Here is a 22947-nt window from a genome sequence, read left to right on the forward strand (position 1 = left end):
CAGTTCAAAATTAAACAACTGAATACCTTCAGATTAGCTGACGCATAAGCCAACTCATAGTAAAAACTTTTTGAAAGACAAATTAGTGTGGTTGAAGTTAACCTTATATTGGGGGCTGTTCAACTGTTAACAATGCTAAAGATTACAAATATCCTGCCACTTTCCTCTCTGGCAGTAAAAGAGGGTAAAAAACAGACAGCTTGGCGGGGAGGAGTGCGGGTTGCGTGCTTCATGTTGCGGGTTTTGAGCACGGAAAAGCATCTGTGCCCTTGTCTCCAAAACCCAGCCCCTGTCCCCTCCCTACTGCGGCTGCGCCTTGCATGGGAGGGGGACTCCCATAGAAGCTCAATGCTTGCTGTTTTTAATTATCTGCAAGATGAACGTGCCCAAAGGAGTTGTTGCACTAACCGAGCTACATGCTAACCAACGAGTCCTCTTTCCCTTGATGCATACGGTATGCGCAAGCAAAACTGGAGCCATTACTACCTTAGTTTAAAAAACACAAAACTTAACCATCAAGTGCATTAGGGAAAGAGACAGAGATAGGGTCCTGTAGCCAAGGGACAAAACTCCCAAAACAAAAACCCTCCAAGGGTTTTAAACCCTTGGAGGGTTGTATAACGTTAACAACTAATAGCTAATTTCTACTTCACCAAAGTCATTCTTCCGGACACCACCTTATTTCCGGCCTGCAGGCGGTACAGGTAGATGCCGCTGGATAGCTGACTTGCATCAAAAGAGACGCTATGGGAGCCTGCTGACTGGGATTGATTGACCAACTCGGCAACCTGACGCCCCAGCATATCATACACCACCAGCGAGACCTGGCTGCGTTCGGGCAAACTGTAACTGATCTCAGTAACCGGGTTAAAGGGATTCGGATAATTGGAGAGACTTAGCTCTTCGGGACTTTGCTCCACTTCTTCAGAATCTTCGTAATCAGAAAGCCGTGCAATTTTAAAGCTGTAGGCCTCGGCCAGACTACCGGCTTGTTGGGAAAGGGAAGATTCGGGATAACGCCGTTGCAGTTCAGCCAAATAATGGCCGCCTGCCCTGGCATCTTTGTTCACCAAGCTATAAATGTAACCAAGACCGAACAGCGCCTGCTGGTGAAGCATCGGATCGTCGGCAAAGATTTTGCGAAGAATTTGATAATTGGCAATCGCCTGCTTGTAGTTACCCTCATCCATCAGGAACAGGTTCTCCAGTTCTAAGGTCGTGGCATACAGGCGGCTTTTTTTAGACAGTCCGGGACGGATTTCCTTATTAAGGTATTCTATAAATCCGGGCTTGCCGCTGGCTCGCCAGCACGCAGCTTTGGTAGTGAGAAGAGCTCGCTGGTTGCCTTCATTAGATTGTCGACTTAAAAACTCGCTTACCTGTTGGTAGGTTTCTTCACAGCTTTGCGCTTTGGGAGCACCAGAGGATTGGCCTCCGGTTTTTTGAGCCATTTTTGCCGGTGAATAATACGGAGTATAATTAGTAGATGACTGTGGCAGGTAGGTAATTTGGGCCCCATTTGTAGCGTAAAAATAACCAGAGGTTGCGTTAGACCAAAAGTTAGGGGAAGCATAAACGGTAGCATCGTATTTTGCCCGTACCAGGTAATCAGTACTGCCTGAGCTGGGAAGAATATCATTGTGTTGGGCCACCACAGTAACCGGACTTTCAACATGTATAGCAGTCGTAAAAATAGAATTTAGAAAATTGCCTGAAATGTTTTGCACCGCACTACCATTAAGCAAATATAGCCCATAATTTGCATTAATGATTTCATTGCCAGTAATACTTGCTGTAGAACCCAAACCAAAAAAAGCAGAGTTGGAACTGTCAAATATAAAGTTGTCCTCAACAGTTGGAGATGAATAGTAACTGGCGATACCATGGGTGCTGTTATTCAGTATCCTGTTATCTATAATTTCCGCACCTGAACCCACACCGCTGTTTACCCACACGCCGGTGGAGTTATCCTTGATGGTATTGTCTTCAATAAGTGGCGTGGTATTACCGTTTAACTCGATGCCCCGGCTGGCATTTTTGATGACGGAGCCGGTAATTTGGCCGTCCGAGCCGCTGTTAAACACCAGACCCTCCCCGTCTAAGGTGAGGCCATTAGCCATAAGTTCCCCGCCATTTTCCATGATTACTTCTACATCCTTCAGGGTGGTAACTGAATTAAAGGTTAAATCTCCTGATGAAACAATGGAGGAACCCGAAGAACCATTTACAGTGCCGTCTATATTTAATGATCCATTACTGTTTATCTCTATTTTGGAGTTTTGGCCTAAAAATACTTCAGCATCATCCAGGTTTACCGAGCCGGTATAGGTTAGGGTTACGTTGTCTGCAACATAAATTTTACTTCCGCTTGGATAGGTGTAGCTGCCTATAGTTTGGTTGGAGGAGTAAAAATAGCCGGGTTGGGTTATGTTAACTTTATAATCATCATCAATCATCCAAAACTGTCCAGACTTTTTCAGTCGAGCAAACCCAAAATCTTTGTTAGCTGCTAAACTGAATTCTACGTCTTCAATTTCAAAATTAATTACTTGAGGAGTGTAACTGCCCATTGATGCATACTTAAAACCACTTCTCACAATCAATATATCTTTTGTATTACTATCAATGTCCCATGTATACATTTGTTCAATTTTTTCTTGATTTGACGTCAAGTGCCTCTCGGGTACACTTGTCAAATTAGGGCTTGATAAAAGCGTAGATTCGCTGACACCAGTTATGGGCTTAATGAATGCAATATTTGTTGAGGCATAATCATAAAGAGTTGCGTCTGAAAGATCCTGAGAGTATACATTCAATCTTTTTATATCAATTTCAGGACTATTTCTTTCTCGGGCTTCATCTGCATAGAAAGTAGCATTAGCAGGAGTGCTTGTTGCTACTAATCCTTCTACATTATCTGGATATAGAAATAAATGTTTATCAGACTCTCCATCTATTTTAGTCCACAAAGCAAAATTTGAATTTTCAAGATTCTTTGGCAAAAGATTAGTATTACCATGATACAAATTCATAAAGAAAGCCGGCTCATTCCATTTATTTGTATAAGCCATGCTAATGTCAATTAAATAGGGATCATCTGAATCTTTTATAAATATTACTCTTCTTCTATTCTCTGCATAATCTGTTGCAGGTTCAGCAGCTATATTTATTCCTTCTAAATAAATTTTACCATAAGCAACTTCTATATTTTCAGGGCTTTGATTATCATAGTATAACTCTCTCACACTTTGATGATCTGATGTTACCCTCGGTAGTGTACCTTGCCTCTCAGGATGGTCAATCCCCCCAAGAAGATCTGCATCTGGATTTGGTAATATATCATTCATATCTACCCAAGGAGAGTATGCTACCATTACATTATGATCTCTATAATTATTCCAGCTTGAGCGGTTATAATCATTGCCAGTTATAACATTTATAATACCTCCATTACCGTCAGCTTGATCATACCCGGAATCAATCAAATACGAATGTTCATCTACTGAATATAGTAATTGGAGTTGATCCGGTTGTTCATGTCCTTCACCTCGGACTATTGCATCTCCAACCTCTCCATTTAAATAAAGTGCTCTCTTCCTAAATTATCTTTATACCTGAAAACAATCTCATGTTTTCCGGTTTGAGAAGGAATTCCAGGGGTAGTATTTCCCCATATTTCATCTGGAGCAGTTTTTGATAACGTCCGGGGAATAGCCAATTCAAAAACTCTCATATTAGAGTTTAACCCTATTCCTTCATCCGAAGGCCGAATTTCAGCCGCAATATGAGAAAACCGTTTTCCAATTTCTTCATCCCCATAATCAGAACTCCACCTTAAAAAACTGGAAGCGGCTATTGTAGATTTATTCCCATCATCAATAGGAGCTGTAAAACCACCAGGCTCATACGTTTGGGCTAACCATATTAGTGGCTTTCTTGCCATCGAATTACTTGAATGAAAAGGATCTATATAAGTAAAATTTGTTGATATATTATTAATCCTTTTAGCATGCCAAAGTGAGACAACATTCCTCAATGCAAACCTAAAATAATATTGCCCTTCTGCCCAAAACCGTTCACCATCTGCGGTTTGATATCCCCAGTAATAATTACTATTTGTACCAGCAGACTTACTTGTCTTTTTTAGTGCTTCTTCTATTAACTCATCAACATCAATATTTGGTAATAGACCAATAAATTCAATTGGATGTTGTAGAACCAAACTCGAATATGCAATTGAAGAATATATTATAAGCGGACGGTTTCCCGGCTCAGCTTCATCAGTAGTAACCCCCAATGCTCCGTCTTTTAGGTGATCATACATTTTATCCAGACTTTCTTTAACGAGAGACATTAATTGTGCTTTTTGGCTGGAATTTAAAAAGTAGGAGTAACTATAGTTCCAGGATGATAGATTCTCATAGTGTTTATATGCGTTTTCCAAGGCCAGATATAAATCAATAGCCTTTGCTGTATTCATAATTGATCGTTGCCGGTGTACTTGATCTTTACACGTCATGCCAAATACTCCATAGCTGAGCATCCGTATAAAAGCCGTTTTTAAATTACTCATGGCTTGGGTGGGTGACGGTAAAGCAGCCGCTCCGTTTGGCGGGTTTTGAACGTTTATGCCTTCTTTATCAGCCACATAAGAGATTAGGGCTACAAAGGCTAAGTTTTGTAGCATTCGAGAATTTTCATCTACTTTATCCCTGTCAAAAGAACAGTCATTACTTACACTTGGGTCTACCACCAATGATAATTTTGCATCATCTACAACATCCTCAAACAAATCTCTGATCAATTTTATATCATTCGGATTGCTGCTGTAGTAAATTTTATTGATAATAGATTCAATACTGTACCCGAAATTATCATTGGATGATTTAAAGCCGTTAAACGTTAAGCTTGGATGCTGATCTACATATGCCCGGGACTGGCTATCCGCAAAACGATAGTTGACCATGTCCATGGTTTCACTAAGCGTTATTTGTGCGTTAGCTGTACCACCAAATAGTATCATAAAGAATGTTATTAACTTTATTGCTTTCATAGTAATTTCCCCGTTAGTTCGTAATTGTAAGTTTAAAATCATCTCTTTCAAGTTTTTCGCAGTCATCTGTTGCAATTATCGTTCCCTCAAAAGTCCCTGTTTCTTCTAATATTACTAATGCTTCTTTCCCCAATTCAGGATTTCTATTTTTATATCTTTGCGTAATCCTAGCCGTACCACCAAAACTAAAAATCATTCCTTTTCCGGCTGTATGCCTAAATACTGAATCATTACTCCCAGAAAGATCTATGAACAAAGTGTCCTGGCTTAGGGCTACTGTGGTATCTGGTATGGGATTGATGAGTTTAGGATAACCATCGCAGTCTTCCCGGTCGTTAATTCCACCCAAGCATTGGGTAAATAAAAAAGCAATGAATGTTAGTAATATGAGGTTTAGAATATTTTTCATTGTAATTTCTCCTTTAAAGCAATTCTCAGACATCCCTTCGAAACGGTTTCTGGCCTATCACAAGTGTGGTATCAGGAATTGGGTTCTCTATTAATTATAATTTCTTCTTCGCACTCGGTTTGCACCGTGCAAGAGTTCAATATCACACAGGCTACTGCAAGCGCGGCAAATAAGAAGGGCAATGTTCTCATAATTAGGATCTGTTTCTTCTTTTCGGTTTCTCTATAGTTAAATTTTCGACAGATACTCGAATTCTCTTTTAGCAATTTTTGCTCATTTCTAGATCACCTGTAATACAAAAAAAGAAAGGGATACTTTAAAATCTCTTGATGTATGGCTAATTTCATGCTATAAAACTTCTCTTTACTCTCCCGTTGCATATACAAGAGTAAACCAAACGGCATTTGTTACAAAATTTTTCAAAAAACTTTACCTGACAGATAAAAAGCTTTCAATAATTGCAACACTATGGCAGCATAATGAATGTAGTCTGAGAAGTTGCTACAGGAGTAATAAGCAAGCAGATTATTTTCCGCATTTGGACTTTACCAAACCATCCAGATACTATCCCTCCATTACCGCTCCAATATCGCTCTATTTCCGGAAACATTTTAACTGGAGTTGTACTGGACTTATACTGGAGGGGTACTGGAGTTGTATTGTGGCGGTGATTAGTAAATCAACAGCCATAATTATTCCTTTGGCAACTAAACCCAGAATTTTGTACTGAAGGCTTAGCCTTCTCTTGCTTTTTCTTTTGAAGTGCAACTTCGAAAGATCTTTAGTGAACCTCGGGTAGAGTCAGGATGAGACCCTGTAGCCAAGGGCAAAAAGCTCCAAAACTAAAAAACCCTCCAAGGGTTTAAAATCCTTGGAGGGTTGGCTTAATTAATAGTCAATTAATAAATCGTTACTGTCCTTGCGCCACGCCAATTACGCCACAGGCAAGGCGACTTCCGGCTGCTCCGGTAGGCTGAGAAGTCAGATCATCTTCACCGGCATGAATAATCAATCCCCGACCCAGAATTTGACTCATGTCAATAACAGAATCGGTGTAATCAATAGTGGCTTCGCCGTTTTCGTTGGCTTCCAGGTTCCCGAGGTCGCCCATGTGTCGGCTGCTATCGGTTGGAGCGGCGTGGTCGTTTCCTGCGGGATTAAAATGTCCGCCCGCGCTGGTCCCGTCATCCGCACTGCAATCGCCATATTGGTGGATATGAAATCCGTGCATTCCTGGCTCTAATCCAGCGAAATTTCCTTGCACTTGCACACCATCGTTAGCTTTGGTGAACGTTACAGTTCCGCTTACGCCACTTTCGCCTACCGCCATCACGGTGGCAGTGAGTTCATCAAAATCGTGCTCGCTTACGGTTTTCACCACTTCTTTTTCTACGGTTTGCGTTTCGGTACATCCCACGGCAAATAATGCGGCTGCAAAAACAAAAGTCAAAAATCTCATAGCTGATAATTTGGTTTGGTTAATATTTGTCCCTGAAACACTAAAACCCTGTGCTTCATTCATTTATAATAGAATGACGTAAACTACGAAATGTTTCCAACCGGTTTGTTAAATCCTCAAAAAGTTGGGGCTTCTTTTTCTTTAATGTTTGGGTTGAACCGAGACGGAATACCTCTTTAGCCCTGATGAACGCCGGGGCCGAAATCACACTCACCCCAAAATAAGCCGCCAGCCAGCTGCCCTCTACGCCCGCCAGGGCCAGTATGCCGCACATCACCAAATAAAAAAGCGGTAGAAGTAACACGCCAGTCAAAAATTTAATGGACGCATCGAAGGCGTGATCTTTAATCACCTTGGTCGTGAGATGCCGCACCGCCTGATAGGGAATAGCATTATTCGCCAGCGAAAAACCATACACCGGCAGCATTAGTGCATCTTTCCAGCTAAATGACTGGGGATGAGCCAATGCCCGTAAATCAACATCGTGTTTCTCGGCAAGCTCCGTTAGCGCTTTGGCCTCCTCCTTCAACGCCTCCGTAATATGCGGGCGCGTTTGCTTGATTCGTTTATTGGAAGTTGCCGGGTCGGTCAGTACGGCATCATCCGGTTCCAAAACTTCCCACAGCAACTTTTGCACCGGGTACGTATCCAGGTTAGGCGCATGAAATACCAGCTTTTTCATAGCTTTAGATACCTCCGCTTTCATACGATCGGTGGCGGCTTTCTCGTCTTCTTTAAACTCGGCGTGGTATTTTTTTACGGGGATGGGCTTTCCGTAACACACATGTGCAATGTTACGGGGTTCGCGATGGGCAGTATAATTCAAGCCTACTGGTACAATCTGTAAATCCAACTCCCAATCGTAATATTCTTCTCCCCCAAACGCCAGGCGGGTAAAGCCTTTGCTAAGCGGACGAATACGCCGTTTAAGATTGTGATTAGCCTCCGGAAAAATCAGCACAGCATCGTTACGGCCATAGTAGCGGAAGCACTCCTCAAAAATGGCGTTGTTCTTTTGTATGGAACTGAAGCCATCGCGCACGCGGTATACCGGTAGCATATTCAGCGTACCCAAAAACCACCCCTGCAGGGGTGGACGAAACGCCTCGGCCCTGGTTAAAAAATAGATAAAAGGCCGCACCGTACACACCACCAGCAACGCATCCATAAACGAATTCTGATGGTTGGGCACAAAAAGGATGGGCTTATTTTTGGGGAAATACTCCCGTCCGGTCACTTTTAGTTTTTTGTAATAAAGACGCAGCGCGCCCCCCACAATGGGATACCGAAACAGCTGATACCACAAATAATTTTTACGCATTACTGAACACGCGGTGTAAAGTTGATTTTCCGACCGACCAATACCATCCGATAGTGAGCCCGGCTACGATATGCCAGATGCCCCACCAGGCAGCCACCAAGGCCATGCCTCCGAGGCCGTCAAAGAAATTAAAAATCAGCAGCAATCCTAATCCTGAGTTTTGAATGCCGGTTTCTATGGCAATAGATTTTCGGTCTTTGCGTGGAAGTTTAAAAAGGTAGCCCATGCCGTAGCCGCTCATCAGCGCAAAAGCATTGTGGAAAAAGACGAGCACTATCACCAAATGGACGTAATTGATAAAATTGTCGAAATTCATGCTGAAGGCCACGAGCACAAATCCCGCAAAAAACAGGATACCAAAATTTTTGATATAGGGAGAAATAGTTTGGGCAAGTTCATCTTTAAAATAACGGAAACTCATCCCCAAAACTAACGGGATACCGAGGATAAGCACGATGATGCGAAACACCTCAAACAGGTCAAGATGAATTTCGGTGAGAATGGCGTTTGTGGGCCCATACATACTGGCCCAAAAGGTGAAGTTGAAGGGCGTCATCACAATAGAAAGTAAGGTAGCAAAGGCCGTCATACTTACAGACAGGGCCGCATTGCCACGAGCAAGCAGCGAAAAGAAATTAGAGATGTTGCCCCCGGGGCAGGCTGCTATCATCATCATTCCCAACGCAAAACTGGGGTGGGGTTCCAAAATTATCACCATCAGCCAGGTGATAAAAGGAAGCACCAGAAACTGGCAGGCCAGCCCCACCAGTGTGCCTTTGGGGTTTTTGGCTACTTTCTTAAAATCGTTTATGGTAAGCTCCAGGGCTACTCCAAACATAATGACGGCTAAAGACACGTTCATCACGTGCAGGCCGCCACTATCCAGGTTGAGCCGAAGCGCATCTATCGATTCGTTCATGTATAACGTTCTACCTCGTAAGTTCTGAAAGCCGCCAACAACCCTGCCCTTCACTCATTAATAAGTTGATAAGCTGCGATTTTAACTGGGGTGTGCTGGCTATAACCCAAGGATACAAAACTTTTGGGATGTTTGGAGCAGGAAATAATTGGTCGGTTATATCATCGTTTAGCGGAATAGAAGCTATTCACATTTAGCATTCTTAGCTTCAAAATCCTACATTCTTTTAGATTTAAAAACCTTTTAAGCACAGACTTCCTATGAGCACCATTTCTCCTTTTCACCTCGCTTTTCCCGTCAAAGATCTTGAAGAAACCTATGCCTTTTACCATGACCTGCTGGGCTGCGAAACCGGTCGCAGTTCCGACAGCTGGATCGATTTCAATATGTGGGGCCACCAGGTAGTGGCGCACCTAAGTCCGGATGAAGCCAAAGAATCCGCCATGAATGCCGTGGACGGCCACGGCGTACCGGTCCGTCATTTTGGGGTGATACTTGAAATGGACGAATGGAACAAACTGGCCGAAAAGCTGAAAGCCGAAGGCATCGAGTTTGTAATTGAACCCTACACTCGTTTTAAAGGCGAACCCGGCGAGCAGTCTACTATGTTCTTTTTAGACCCAAGTGGAAACGCACTCGAGTTCAAGGCTTTTGCCAATAAAGAGCAAATTTTTGCGAAGTGAGTGATTGTCTTTTTTATTGAAGATTGAAAGATGGAAGATTAAAGATTGTTGCCTCCACACTATAACACTGTCGCACTTTAACACCCTAACACCCCCAAAATGGCCAAGAAAGTAGTAATAGTTGGCGGTGGCTTTGCCGGCATCTCTGCAGCAAAAAAACTCGCTGACACCGACTATGAAGTTGTAATCGTTGATAAATCCAATCACCACCTTTTTCAACCGCTGCTGTACCAAGTGGCAACGGCTGCTCTTTCGCCGGGAGATATTGCCACGCCAATCCGGGCAATATTTTCTAAAAAAGACAACATTCGAGTGTTACTTGGAGAAGTAACAGGGGTGAATAAACAAGAAAACACGTTGTCGTTGAAAGACGGTACTACACTTGATTTTGACTTCCTGGTTTTGGCGCCCGGAGCCCGGTACAACTACTTCGGAAACAAGGACTGGGAGAAACACGCCCCGGGCCTGAAATCTCTCAATGATGCTCTGGACATTCGTGAACGCATCCTGCTTTCCCTGGAAAAAGCGGAACAGATTACGGATCCCCAAAAGCGAAAACCCTATTTAACCTACGTAGTCATTGGTGGCGGACCAACAGGTGTGGAGATGGCCGGCTCGATTGCAGAAATTGCCAAACGCAACATGATGCGCGACTACCGCAATTTCAAAAAAGGTGAAACCCAAATACACCTGGTTGAAGCCGCGCCGGGCATTTTAAATGGCTTTGATGAACCTCTTCCTGAAAAAGGCCATGCCACGCTGGAGAAAATGGGCGTAAATGTGCTGCTGAATTCACCGGTTCAGGAAATCAAAGAAAATGGTGTTCAACTCAGTGACCGCTTTATCGAAACGCCAAATATTATTTGGGCGGCCGGAGTGTCGGCTTCTCCCATGCTGGAAACCCTGAATGCTGAAACGGATCGTGGCGGACGCGTAAAAGTGAATCCTGATTTATCCCTTCCCGATCACTCTAACATTTTTGTGCTTGGGGATGCCGCTTATCTCGAAGATAAAAACGGCAAACCCCTACCCGGACTGGCCCCGGTGGCCATGCAGCAGGGAAGATTCCTTGGCGACCTGTTGCGCAATCCCCAAAAGCTAAAAGAACGACCACCTTTCCATTACACGGATAAAGGCTCTATGGCTACCATTGGCCGGGCCAAAGCCGTTGCCGATGTGCGGGGTTTTAAATTCAGCGGGTTCTTCGCCTGGTTGCTGTGGGGCTTTATCCACATCTTCTTTCTGATTGGCTTCCGAAATCGTTTTAGGGTATTTGCCGAGTGGATGTGGCATTACCTGACGTTTAAACGAGGTGTAAGGTTGATTAAATCGGACGCTAAAGAGGATTGATTACAGATTGCAAATTTCAGATTGGAGATTGGAGATTAAAAATTGAAAGATGGAAAATTGGTGCTCGTTACCAAGCTCTTGCTTGGTAATGCAGTCCGGGAAGCTCCAGCTTCCTTTGTCGGAATGGGGGCAGAGCCTCTATTAGGCATTCCGCAACAGAGGAGTGCAAAGAGTGCATTTCTCTTTGGTGTTTTCAGATATCATTTTCAATATTTGCATCTACCGGTTGATACATGATAACTCTCCCGACCGGTTGAGAGCTTTAGCTCGAAACCAGAGGGATGTACGATAGCTGATTTAAGCGCCTTTGATCTATGCGATTCTGCCAGACTCGATATGCTTGTGCTTTTCCCTCATTCCCCATATTACACGTTGAAGCGAAGTGATATTTACTTACTACGTATTCAGGTATAGGTTTACCGGACGTAAGTTATCATCTCACATCCCCCTGCAAAATCAGCGAGCTGATTTTCCGGTCCCTCTTCAAAGAGGGAATTTTAGTACTCGCTATCAAGCTCTTGCTTCCCATTTTCTCAAAGCCACACAAGTCTGGAGGCTTGTAATGCTTGTGCTTTCCAGTCACCGCTTCGCAGAAGATGAAAAAAACATCCCGACAACTTATAAATCAGAGACTTTAGAAAGAGGATTCAAAATGGATTAAAGATTGGAAAAAAAAATATCGTACGATCTATATTCAAACTTCAAACAACTCAAAAGTGAGATGATCTTGCATGAGTTTAAAATGTTTATCAAAACTACATAAGGTGATTTTTTCAGCAATAACTTGCTGGACTATAATCAGATCAGGAATGCCTACTTTGTTGATTCCATGCTGGAGATTTATCAGCTGATATTCCCTTATAATTTCCCAGTCGATGGAAAGGTGAATTTTTTCAATAGCCAGCAGATCCTGAAAAACTTCTGATTCTTTTTGATGAACCAAGGCGGGCCCTAATTCCGTAAGTATCAGATCGTTGGTGCAAGCTAAACCTTCTTCAATCAGTAGATCAAGTTTCGGCAAACCTCCATTTTTGAAATATTCAATCCAAACCGAACTGTCTATTAGTACTTTATACTTAGACATTACTTCCTGTTGCGTATTGTATCAAGATCAATGTCTAAGTCGATGCTTCCCTTGCGGGTTATGAGGCGTTTTCTCTTAGCTCGATCGATTTGAGCCTGCAGGGCATCTTTAACCAGTTGACTTTTGGTTTTTGAACCGGTTGCCTCCATCGCTTCATCCATAAGTTTTTTGGGGATATCAAGAGTTGTTCTCATAATATATTACATATTGATGCATAGGTTTTTATGCATAATACAAAATTGTCCATTTAAAGTCAGGCAAGGGTAGAATTTCAGATTACCAATTTCATCCCACGCGAGTCTGGAGACTCGCAATGCTTGTACTTTTCAGTCACCGCTTCGCTAAAGACTGAAAAGATCCGGGGTCCTCTTTTTTGTTGCAATTCCAATGTTGAGCTTTGGAGACATCTCACCCACCCCTTAATCCCCTCCAAGGAGGGGAAACTTTTCATTCACTTCCTCACAAGCTGACCTTCCCCTCCCTCGTTCCACACGCTCTGCGTTGGAGCGAATATTATTTGGCTGAGAAATCAATCAAACAAAAAAAGCCCTGCTCAATTAAATGAACAAGGCTTTAATTTTATCAAACAACAACTAACCGATTAGTACCGGTACTGATCTGATTTGTACGGACCCGTAATAGGTACGCCAATATACTCGGCTTGATCTTCGGTCAGGGTATCCAGCTCTACACCAATTTTGGAGAGGTGCAGACGCGCTACTTTCTCATCCAGAGATTTTGGCAGCACATGTACACCGGGCTCAAATTCCTCGGGACGATTCCAAAGGGCAATCTGTGCCAGTGTCTGGTTGGTAAAACTGTTGCTCATCACAAAAGAAGGATGACCGGTTGCATTACCCAGGTTCATCAAGCGGCCTTGGGAAAGCAGTACAATCTGCTTGCCGGAGTCCTTCATGGTAAACAGATCTACCTGAGGCTTAATGTTTTCTTCCTCGGCATTTTTCTTCAGCCAGGCTACGTCAATCTCGTTATCAAAGTGACCAATGTTGCCCACAATGGCTTTGTCTTTCATTTTCTTGAAATGTCGGTCTTTGATGATGTCTTTGTTTCCGGTAGCCGTTACAAATATATCGCCTTCTTCGGCGGCGTCATCCATTTTCTTCACTTCGAATCCATCCATAGCAGCCTGCAGCGCACAGATGGGATCGATTTCAGTCACGATCACGCGGGCACCGGCTCCCCGAAGCGAAGCAGCGGTTCCTTTGCCTACATCACCATAACCACCAACAACGGCTACTTTGCCAGCCATCATTACGTCGGTGGCGCGACGGATAGCATCAGCAGCAGATTCACGGCAGCCATACTTGTTATCAAACTTGGACTTGGTCACAGAGTCGTTCACGTTGATGGCAGGCAGGCTCAGTGTGCCTTTCCGCTCGCGCTCAACCAGGCGAAGAACGCCGGTTGTAGTTTCTTCAGAAATTCCGTTGATGCCTTCCACCAATTCAGGGTACTCATCAAGCACCATGTTGGTGAGGTCGCCGCCGTCATCCAAAATCATATTAAGAGGCTGTCCATCCGGGAAGAACAGGGTTTGTTCGATGGCCCAGTTGAATTCCTCTTCGCTCATTCCTTTCCAGGCATACACGGGCACGCCGGCTTCAGCCATAGCTGCAGCGGCATGATCCTGCGTAGAATAAATGTTACAAGAAGACCATGTTACATCCGCCCCCAGTTCAATCAGGGTTTCAATCAATACGGCGGTTTGGATAGTCATGTGCAGGCAACCGGCAATGCGGGCGCCTTTAAGGGGTTGTTCGTCTTTGTATTCCTCGCGGAGTGCCATCAATCCGGGCATTTCCGCTTCAGCCAGCTCAATTTCCTGGCGTCCCCATTTGGCAAGGGAGATGTCTTTTACTTTATAGGGTAATTTTTCTTCTTTTACTTCTGCCATAGTGCTTATGATGTTTTGTTTTGTTCTATAATTTCTTTCGCTTTGCGATAATCACCTTCCGTTCCAGATGAACCTAACTCCGTTGTAATCAAATAGCCTTCCGGATCTACAAAAACTTTAAAGGGAATACCGAGCTTTATGATTTGATTACCTACATTTTCATTGTCAATGGTGTACACAAAATCGTACTCATTCCCTTCCTTAAAATCTTCCACATCTTCGGGGCTGTCCGAATCATTTAAATTAACGGCTATTACAACAAAATCTTCCGGATATTCATTCTGAAGAGAGTCCATGGCAGGGAACACTTGCAAGCAGGGCCCGCACCAGGTTTCCCAAAAATCAATAAGTACCACTTTTCCTGCAAAGTCTGATACTTGTACCGCATTGCCTTCTAAATCCTGGAATGAAGCTTCACTAATGATTTTATCAATATTCTGCTCTTCTTCACTTAGCTCACGTGGATTTTGACGCGGGGATTCCGAGCAGGCAGAAATCGCCAACATTACAATACAAAGGGATGACAATAAAAATGATTTCATAGGGTATAGTGTGATAGTTTCTTATTACAACTGGTAAAGATACGATTTTTAAACGGGAAACAAGGGACATGATTCTTGATGTGAAACTCAGATTATGAACCAAGCATTCATATACATCTTAAAATTTTTAGGGCTGATGCCTATGCTTGTTTATTAAATATAAATTGACAATAATGGCAAGTGCTACGATTTCCTTAAAAAAAGGGCTACTACTTAAACATAAACTAAAATAAAATGCTATGAGTAAAAGCTACTATCTAAAGTTGCTGGCTATGGTATGTGTGTATCTTGTAAGTACACAAATGACCTTGGCTCAGTTTACAGTAACAGGTACAGTAACGGATGCCTCTACGGGAGAAACCCTGGTAGGTGTTACCGTTTTTAATCCCGCCACCAATACGGGAGCATCCACCGATATCGACGGCAACTACAGCCTCGAATTACCGGAAGGGGAAGCTACCCTCCGTTTTTCTTCTATCGGATATGTAACCCGAAATATTGAAGTAAGCGGCATGGACGGTGAGGATGTAACACTTGATGTAGAAATGCTGCCTGATGTCGCAAATCTTGAAGAGCTGGTTGTAACCGGTTTAGCAAGTACGGTGAAACGCTCAAACCTTGCCAACGCTATTACCACCGTTGACGCGGCTGATTTGGTTGAACGCACCCAGCCCCAAACGCTTGACGGTGCCTTCAAAGGTAAAATCCCGGGCGTCTCCATTCGTTCTCAAAGTGGCGCTCCCGGTGGCGGTATCAATGTACAGATGCGCGGTATCAGCACCCTGGGTGCCGGTTCTTCACAGCCACTCTACATCATTGACGGTGTGTATGTGAATAACGACGCCATTTCAAACTCCCGCTATCTCACTACCGGTGCCAACAGCACGGCTGAAGACAACTCTTCCAACCGCCTGGCTGATATCAACCCGGAAGACATTGAAAGTGTGGAGGTACTGAAAGGTCCTTCTGCTGCAGCCATTTACGGTCAGCGTGCTAATGCCGGTGTGGTTATTATCAACACCAAGCGCGGAACCGCTGGCGGAACTTCGGTTTCTTTCTCCCAAGATGTGGGTTTTAACAGCGCTCTGAATCTTTTAGGAGTACCCTCCTGGAGCGAAGAGAAAATTGATATTCGCTGGTCTGGCGACCGTGCGGAATTAGAAAAAGAGCGGTATAGACAAGCCGTGGCAAACGGGAATATTTACGATTATGAAGAAGAGCTATATGGAAACATCGGGCTCATCAATCAAACCAATATTGGCATTTCCGGCGGTAACCGTACCACTACTTTCTATTTATCAGGTACGGTACGCAGTGAAGATGGTATTATTGAGAATACCGGATTTGACCGGAATTCCGTCCGCCTGAATATTGACCATAGCATTTCAGAGAAAATCCGCGTTGCGTCGCGTTCCAGCTACACACATTCGGATAACCAACGTGGATTCACGGGTAACCAAAATGGTAGTGGTGGATCTATAGGATATGCACTTGCGTATACACCTACTTATGCTCAGCTCTTCCCAGATGCCCAGGGCAACTATCCTGATAATCCATATTTCGCAGACAACATGCTGTCGATCGTAAACAATGCGGTTAATGAGCAGACTGTTCAGCGCTATATACAAGGATTATCTGTTAACGCAGATTTACTGAGCACGGACAACTCCTTACTATCTCTTTCTGTAGATGGTGGTATTGATTACCTCACTTTCGAAAGTATGGTATGGATGCCTACCTACCTGCAACATCAGGTAAGTTCAGCCAACCCCGGTGATGTGGTTCACACCCTGGAAGATAATTTCCAATACAACATCCAAACTGTATTGAGTTTTGCCACTACCGTAAATGCGGGTGGAAATATGCTGGATTTAAATACACAGTTTGGATTCGCCCGCTTTGATCAGCTCCAGAACCGAAATGTTGTTCGCGGACAAGGTTTAGTGGCCGGACAAACGACTATTCCTAACGCCACCATCCAGTCTGTAATCACCCAAAATACGGTGGATGTATATGACCTAAGCTGGTTTGGACAGCAGGAAATTAACTGGGAAGATAAATTGATTGCTACCGTTGGTGGTCGTCTTGACCGTTCTTCATTGAATGCAGATCAGGGGGAATATTATTTTTATCCCAAAGCTTCTCTGGCTATCAACCTGATGAACTTTGATTTCATCGAAACTGATATCTTGAATCAATTGAAACCCCGTATTGCCTATGGTGAAACCGGCGGGCTGGCTAATTTTGGTGCTACCTTCCGTTCCCTTACCGGCGGTAACATTGGCGGATTCCTTGCTACTTACGCCAGTAACCGGAGTATTGACCCCAACCTGAAGCCAGAAAGCGCTCAGGAACTGGAGTTTGGTGTTGATCTTGCGGCTTTTGATAATCGGGTATCGCTGGAAGCTACCTACTACAACAAAGTAGTGGATGATCTGATTCTGGACGAACAAGTTCCAACTTCTTCCGGTATTTCTGTAATTGCTACTAATGCAGCGACCCTCGAAAACAAAGGGATTGAACTTACCCTGAACCTGAACCCGGTTCGGAAATCCAATTTCCTCTGGAACTCAACCGTCCTTTTTTGGAATAACGATTCTGAAATCACCGACCTATCTATTGACGGATTCACTACCGGTGGTTTCGGTACCAGTTTGGGTAACTACCTGATTCAGGAGGGTTATTCTCCTTCTACCATCGTAGGTATACCCGCTATTGAGGGAGACCAGCTTTACACGAAGTATGGAAACGCCCAACCTGATTTTGAAATGTCGTTTTCCAACGAATTCAACATTTATAAGAACTGGGATTTCAGTTTCCTATGGCACTGGAAGAAAGGAGGCGACAACGTGAACCTTTCCATGTATTTGTGGGATGTCGGTGGAACTTCGCCTGACTGGAACAAAGGTATCGAAAGCGGAACGCCTAAAGGTAGAGAGCGTCTTACAAACCCGAACGGCCCTGCAGATTCCTATGTACAGGATGCATCATACCTAAAACTGCGTGAAGTAGGCTTGTACTACACCGTTCCTGCAACTGCCTTGAGTGGTTTATTCGGTAATGCAGTGGAAGGAATCAAACTGGGAGCTTCAGCTAATAACGTATTGCTGTTTAGCGATTACCCAAGTTACGATCCCGAGACTTCGGTATTTGGTACACAAGCCATCAACAGTTCGGTGGAAGTGACCCCATACCCAACCTCTCGCCAGGTTCTTTTCCATGTTAATATTGACTTTTAATCCAGAGGGAATAAATCCATGAAATACTTAAGTAAATTATTTTTAGCAGCACTGCTTATAGCAGGTATTTCGGCGTGCGACTTTCTGGACCCGGAGCCCATCTCCGATCCTAACAACCCGTCGGTTGAAGGGGTCCTGAATAACGCATCCAAAGCACAGCTCCAAAATCTGGTAACAGGACTTGAATTCCGTCACCGAGCTTCTACCGGAGCAAACAACATCATGAGCACTTTCGGGCGCGAAATCTATCCGCTCTTTGGCTCTGACCCACGCTTCATTGAGCAATGGATTGGAACAGCAGCAAGTGCCGATGCAGAAAATGATCCTACATTTTTCGGATCTGCAGGAACATATACCACCCCTTACCGGGCGGTTTTACAGGGTAATGTTCTAATTGAATCAGCCAACAATACCGATGCTATTACCGATCAGGAACGCAACGGGTATCTTGGCTTTGCCAAAACCATTCAGGCTTATCAATACTTGATACCACTCAACACCCAATATTCCAACGGAATCCGGTTTGAAGTGAGTGATATCGAGAATCTGGGACCTTTCCTGGGATATGATGAGGCACTGACAGAAATCAATAACCTTCTGGATGAAGGTCTTTCCGACCTCAATGCAGCAGGCGGAAGTTTTGCTTTCAGCCTCACAACTGGCTTAGAACAGTTCAATACTCCGTCTACCATGGCAGACCTGAACCGTGCTATTGCTGCACGCGTAGCTATTTACCAGGAAGACTGGGATGCGGCTCAGCAAGCGGTTGAAGACGCAGCTCCGTTTTTCGAGCTGGCTGAAGGTGCAGACGTGATGAATAAAGGCGGTTACTTCGTATATGGTGATCCGCCGGATATTTTCAACCCGTTCTATTATGTTCCCAACACTTCATCTACTCAGTTACCGATGGCACACCCATCGCTTATTGATGATGCTGAGGAAGGAGACCTTCGCATAGAGAATAAAATCTTTGTACGCGAGGAAGCTGTAGCACTGCAGGGCTTAAGTTCTCTGTACCAAGACGGCCGTTTTGAAGGAACGGGAGACTCCTTTCCTTTCTTCCGGAATGAAGAACTGATCCTGATTTATGCTGAAGCCCTAGCTCAGCAAAATGATCTTCCTGGCGCCATCGACGCGATCAACACCATTCGAGGCACATGGGGGCTGGACGATTTTGCCAGTACCAGTCAGGCAGAAGTGATCGACCAGATCCTTCACGAACGCCGGTACTCGCTCTGGTTTGAAGGCGGACACCGTTGGGTAGACATGCGCCGGTACGACCGTCTTGACGAACTGCCTCTCGATGGTGGCAAGATATATAACTATATCGAGCGTCCACTGAGCGAACAATAAATTACCAGGCAATTATTTATTGCTGATATTTTAAAAGAGCCTCCAAATCGGGGGCTCTTTTTTTATTTATAAATGATATCTTAAGCGCCATCATGAAGTACGACTTTACTATTGTTGGGGCTGGCATCGTCGGCCTTTCTACGGCTTATAAATTATCCCTTTCATATCCCGAAGCGCAGATCCTGGTGCTGGAAAAAGAAGACCGGGTCGCGGCGCATCAAACCGGAAAAAACTCCGGGGTTATTCATTCGGGCATCTATTACAAACCCGGCAGCTACAAAGCCCGAAACTGCGTAGATGGACGTCACCAGCTGGTAGACTTTTGCAAAAAACATGATGTGGCGGTGGATGTATGCGGTAAGGTTATTGTAGCCACCGACGAAAGTGAATTACCCAAATTAGAAGAAATTTACCAGCGTGGACTCCAAAACGAAATTGAAGGCATTGAGCTAATTGATAAGGAAAGGCTGCACGAACTGGAGCCTCATGTAAACGGCGTTGCAGCCATCCACGTACCCTGTACCGGTATTGTAGATTATGCAGGTATGTGCCGTAAGCTAATGGAGCTGCTGGAAGAAAGAAATGGCAAGGTGCAGTTCAATAGTGCCGTAACCAACATTTCCAATAAAGGAGATGAAGTACATGTGATTGCCGGCAAAAAAACGATTCGCACCCGGTTTTTGGTAAACTGCGCCGGACTCTATTCCGACCATGTGGCTGAATATGCAGGCGTTCATTCACCGGTCAAAATTGTGCCTTTCAAAGGTGAATATTATGAACTTAAGCCTGAAGCAGAATACTTGGTTAAAGACCTCATCTACCCCCTTCCCAATCCCGAATTCCCTTTTCTGGGCGTACACTTTACCCGGATGGCACTAGGCGGTATAGAATGCGGTCCTAATGCGGTTTTTGCCTTCAAACGCGAAGGCTACAGCAAGTTCGCTTTTGATCTGCAGGAAACCACCGAGACTTTTAACTTCCCCGGTTTCTGGCGAATGGCCAAACAACACTGGCGCATGGGCTTGGATGAATACCGCCGTTCTTTTTCTAAAAAAGCCTTCGTAAAAGGACTGCAAAAACTCATTCCTGCCGTGCGGGAACATCACTTACAAGTCTCCCCCTCCGGCATTCGCGCCATGGCGTTACAGCCTAACGGAGAAATCCTGGATGATTTCTATTTCGAAGTCGTAGACCGGCAGATTCATGTACTCAATGCCCCAAGCCCCGCTGCAACGGCTGGCCTTGCTATAGGCGATGAAATTGTAAACCGGGTGAATACGCACTTTGAGGTTTGATTCTTAGATTAAAGATTAAAAGATGGAAGATTGATAAGCCCAGTATTTCGTCCGACCGCTTCGGGAAAAAGTCTAAAACGGCACAACGTTATAGCGGTCTGACGATTTTACTACCTCATATCCCTTCTAAGGCATCAGGAATAAAAAATCATCAGACGGCTACAAGCAGCATTTAGCGTACGAAAAGGAAAGCCAGCCGTCAGATGATGGACGGGGCTAATCTTAAATTTTAAATCTTTAATCTTGAATTATCTTTTCTTCCTTCGCCAGTTCTTCTAAAGGATAAGGCCCGTTAAAGATCGTTTTGATGATGATATCAATATCCATCCACAGCGAATAATTTTGCAGATAGTACAGGGCAAAGCTTTCTACTTCCTCTTCTTGCTGAATGCGGTGACGGCTGATTTGTACCAAACCGGTAATCCCCTTCTCTGTCGGACCTTCCCTCTCCTCTTTGGATTCTGTAATTGGAGCTCCAACCAGGCTCAGCTTGCCTGATAACACATAACCCAGCAATCTCCACCGGTTTTTCCATTTATTTTTGGTGATATCGCTGTATAAATTAAAGCCGTCTACTTGTACCTGCCTTCTATTTCCAAACAATAGTGATGGCCATATCACAACCAAAACAGCAAGGTATATGGGCAGGGCTATTCCGATATCAAATAATCGTTTCAGGCCTCTATTCAGTGGTTTAGAGTATTCAAATTCTACTTCAACCAAAGGGATCGCTTCCAGGTATTCCACATGTGATTTCCCAAGAATGAAATCCATTGAATCGGGGATCAGTTTAAACACCACATCCTTTTTCTGAAGACTGGCAATCTCTTTCAACATCTGTTTATAGCTGATGGAATTCAGGGCAAAGAACACCTGATCGATATTGTAGGCCTTTACCAAATCCTGCAACTGGCTCAAACTTCCCAACCGGCTCTTACCGTTATCTTTACTGCTTACCCCCACGCTGCCCACCACTTCATAGCTCCAGTCGGGCCGGGAATGGATTTTACTAATGATCTCCGAGGTCTGGTCTCCATCCCCCACAATAAGCACGCGCGGACTTCGGATTTTGCCCCGGTTGTATTCTCCGGAACTGCTCCGGTTTACCATAATCAGTTTGTAGGCCACGAAAAATATCACCCCAAAAATAAAACCGAGAATAAGCCCCAACCTGGAATAGGCCAGATTACGAACGAAAAAGGTGATAACAACCAACCCGGTATAAGTGATGGTAAGAGCTTTTAAGGTTGTAGAGATAGAGTCCCGCTTTTGACGAAACATCCCCAACAAGCTGCCTGAAAACAAAAACAATAGCGAGCTCAGAGCGTTGATCCAAAGGTGCTTCATGCCCTCAGGATTCAGTATCCACTCGCCCAGCAGCCCGTAACGCACCACATACCCCACGGCCACCGACAGGTTTAACACAAGCAGATCGATGAGCACCATCCTGATCTTTTTGAAATTGGATGAAATAAATGACATCCCCGTTTTCAGCCAGATAGCCAAATAAATGAGCACCCGGAAAAAGGTGCTGTACCGCGAGCTGAAGTGCTTATCGAAAAATTGGTAGAGCGCCTTGTTGAAAATACGGATGTAGCGAAGGTCTCCTTTCTTCGTGCTCTCACCCTTGTAATGGATGATGGAAGTGTCAGGCACATAATCGATGTGATAGTCCGTTTCCTGCACGCGATAGCAAAGGTCGATATCCTCGCCGTACATGAAGAAGCGCTCGTCGAAACCATCCAGTTTTTGCAGTAATTCAGTTCGCCAAAACATAAAAGAACCGGATAGTACGGGTACTTCTGAGGCTTCATCCTCGTGCAACCAACTTAGGTAATACCGGCCGAACAGCTTACTTTTTGGAAACAGAGCGTTCAGCCCAAACACTTTGGTGCAGGCCGTCCAGATATTGGGCACAGAGCGCCGGGACTCGGGGGCAAAGGTGCCATCGGGATTTAGGATTTTACACCCCGCAGCCCCGCAATCAGGATTTTGCTGCATATGCTCAATCAGCACTTCCAGGGTATCCTCACTCACCAGGGTATCCGGGTTGATGATAAGTGTGTACTCACCCTGTGCTTGACGAATGGCCTGGTTGTTGGCTTTAGCAAAGCCCACATTCTCCTGGTTGGCGATGTAGTTTACGTCCGGATATCGCTTTTTGAGGTAAGGGATGGAGTCATCACCGGAAGCATTATCTACCACAAATATCTCAAGCTCCAGCTGATGCCGGGCTTTGTCAAGCGAGTTAAGGAGGTTGGCTATGTATTCCTTAACCTTATAGTTAACAATAACTACGGAAATATGGGGCTTCGCGTTTTGCAC

At 44.4% G+C, this 22947-nt stretch carries 16 protein-coding genes; 5 read left to right on the forward strand and 11 right to left on the reverse strand.

Annotation, left to right across the window (positions count from 1 at the left end; all coding sequences use genetic code 11):
• Window positions 1-644: 644 nt before the first annotated feature.
• From FN815_RS13475 to FN815_RS13500, 6 genes are all read right to left on the reverse strand, one after another.
• Window positions 645-2642, reverse strand: a complete 1998-nt coding sequence (locus FN815_RS13475) for a NosD domain-containing protein (RefSeq protein ID WP_185957304.1) — start codon at window positions 2640-2642, stop codon at window positions 645-647.
• Between the two features lie 935 nt (window positions 2643-3577).
• A complete protein-coding gene (locus FN815_RS13480; RefSeq protein ID WP_142455173.1) occupies window positions 3578-5053 on the reverse strand; it encodes a hypothetical protein in 1476 nt (491 codons plus the stop codon).
• A 13-nt stretch (window positions 5054-5066) separates the two neighbouring features.
• Window positions 5067-5462 (reverse strand): hypothetical protein, encoded by a 396-nt coding sequence (locus FN815_RS13485; protein ID WP_142455174.1) that lies wholly within the window; start codon window positions 5460-5462, stop codon window positions 5067-5069.
• A gap of 910 nt (window positions 5463-6372) precedes the next feature.
• Window positions 6373-6921 (reverse strand): superoxide dismutase family protein, encoded by a 549-nt coding sequence (locus tag FN815_RS13490; protein WP_142455175.1) that lies wholly within the window; start codon window positions 6919-6921, stop codon window positions 6373-6375.
• 55 nt (window positions 6922-6976) lie between these two features.
• Window positions 6977-8242, reverse strand: a complete 1266-nt coding sequence (locus FN815_RS13495) for a 1-acyl-sn-glycerol-3-phosphate acyltransferase (RefSeq protein WP_142455176.1) — start codon at window positions 8240-8242, stop codon at window positions 6977-6979.
• On the reverse strand, window positions 8235-9161 hold the full coding sequence (locus tag FN815_RS13500; RefSeq protein ID WP_142455177.1) for a bile acid:sodium symporter family protein: 927 nt from the start codon (window positions 9159-9161) through the stop codon (window positions 8235-8237). The genes FN815_RS13495 and FN815_RS13500 overlap by 8 nt, the downstream gene beginning before the upstream one ends.
• A 260-nt stretch (window positions 9162-9421) precedes the next feature.
• On the opposite strand from FN815_RS13500, the gene FN815_RS13505 reads away from it, so the two are divergent.
• Together FN815_RS13505 and FN815_RS13510 are read left to right on the forward strand one after the other, a co-directional pair.
• Window positions 9422-9844, forward strand: a complete 423-nt coding sequence (locus tag FN815_RS13505; protein WP_142455178.1) for a VOC family protein — start codon at window positions 9422-9424, stop codon at window positions 9842-9844.
• Between the two features lie 99 nt (window positions 9845-9943).
• Window positions 9944-11194 (forward strand): NAD(P)/FAD-dependent oxidoreductase, encoded by a 1251-nt coding sequence (locus FN815_RS13510; protein WP_142455179.1) that lies wholly within the window; start codon window positions 9944-9946, stop codon window positions 11192-11194.
• A 694-nt stretch (window positions 11195-11888) separates the two neighbouring features.
• Here FN815_RS13510 and FN815_RS13515 read toward each other — a convergent pair.
• The 4 genes from FN815_RS13515 to FN815_RS13530 form a co-directional block, all read right to left on the reverse strand.
• Window positions 11889-12278 carry a PIN domain-containing protein gene (locus tag FN815_RS13515; RefSeq protein ID WP_142455180.1) on the reverse strand — a complete coding sequence of 130 codons (390 nt, stop codon included), beginning with the start codon at window positions 12276-12278 and terminating at the stop codon, window positions 11889-11891.
• Window positions 12278-12472: a type II toxin-antitoxin system VapB family antitoxin gene (locus FN815_RS13520; protein WP_142455181.1), complete on the reverse strand. Its 195-nt coding sequence runs from the start codon at window positions 12470-12472 to the stop codon at window positions 12278-12280. The genes FN815_RS13515 and FN815_RS13520 overlap by 1 nt, the downstream gene beginning before the upstream one ends.
• Window positions 12473-12879: 407 nt before the next feature.
• Window positions 12880-14193 (reverse strand): adenosylhomocysteinase, encoded by a 1314-nt coding sequence (gene ahcY / locus FN815_RS13525; protein WP_142455182.1) that lies wholly within the window; start codon window positions 14191-14193, stop codon window positions 12880-12882.
• Between the two features lie 5 nt (window positions 14194-14198).
• Complete coding sequence (locus FN815_RS13530) at window positions 14199-14735, reverse strand: TlpA family protein disulfide reductase (protein WP_142455183.1); 537 nt, start codon at window positions 14733-14735, stop codon at window positions 14199-14201.
• A 239-nt stretch (window positions 14736-14974) separates the two neighbouring features.
• On the opposite strand from FN815_RS13530, the gene FN815_RS13535 reads away from it, so the two are divergent.
• The 3 genes from FN815_RS13535 to lhgO all read left to right on the forward strand — a co-directional run bounded on the left by FN815_RS13535 (window position 14975) and on the right by lhgO (window position 20622).
• Window positions 14975-17974 carry a SusC/RagA family TonB-linked outer membrane protein gene (locus tag FN815_RS13535; RefSeq protein WP_142455184.1) on the forward strand — a complete coding sequence of 1000 codons (3000 nt, stop codon included), beginning with the start codon at window positions 14975-14977 and terminating at the stop codon, window positions 17972-17974.
• Window positions 17975-17992: 18 nt separating this feature from the next.
• The gene (locus FN815_RS13540) at window positions 17993-19327 is read left to right on the forward strand and encodes a RagB/SusD family nutrient uptake outer membrane protein (protein ID WP_142455185.1); all 1335 of its coding nucleotides are present in this window, start codon (window positions 17993-17995) and stop codon (window positions 19325-19327) included.
• Window positions 19328-19419: 92 nt separating this feature from the next.
• Window positions 19420-20622 carry an L-2-hydroxyglutarate oxidase gene (lhgO, locus tag FN815_RS13545; RefSeq protein ID WP_142455186.1) on the forward strand — a complete coding sequence of 401 codons (1203 nt, stop codon included), beginning with the start codon at window positions 19420-19422 and terminating at the stop codon, window positions 20620-20622.
• A gap of 237 nt (window positions 20623-20859) precedes the next feature.
• Here lhgO and FN815_RS13550 read toward each other — a convergent pair whose 3' ends face one another.
• Window positions 20860-22947 (reverse strand): glycosyltransferase, encoded by a 2088-nt coding sequence (locus FN815_RS13550; protein ID WP_142455187.1) that lies wholly within the window; start codon window positions 22945-22947, stop codon window positions 20860-20862.

It is taken from the genome of Gracilimonas mengyeensis (assembly GCF_900182705.1).
Lineage (GTDB): Bacteria > Bacteroidota > Rhodothermia > Balneolales > Balneolaceae > Gracilimonas > Gracilimonas mengyeensis.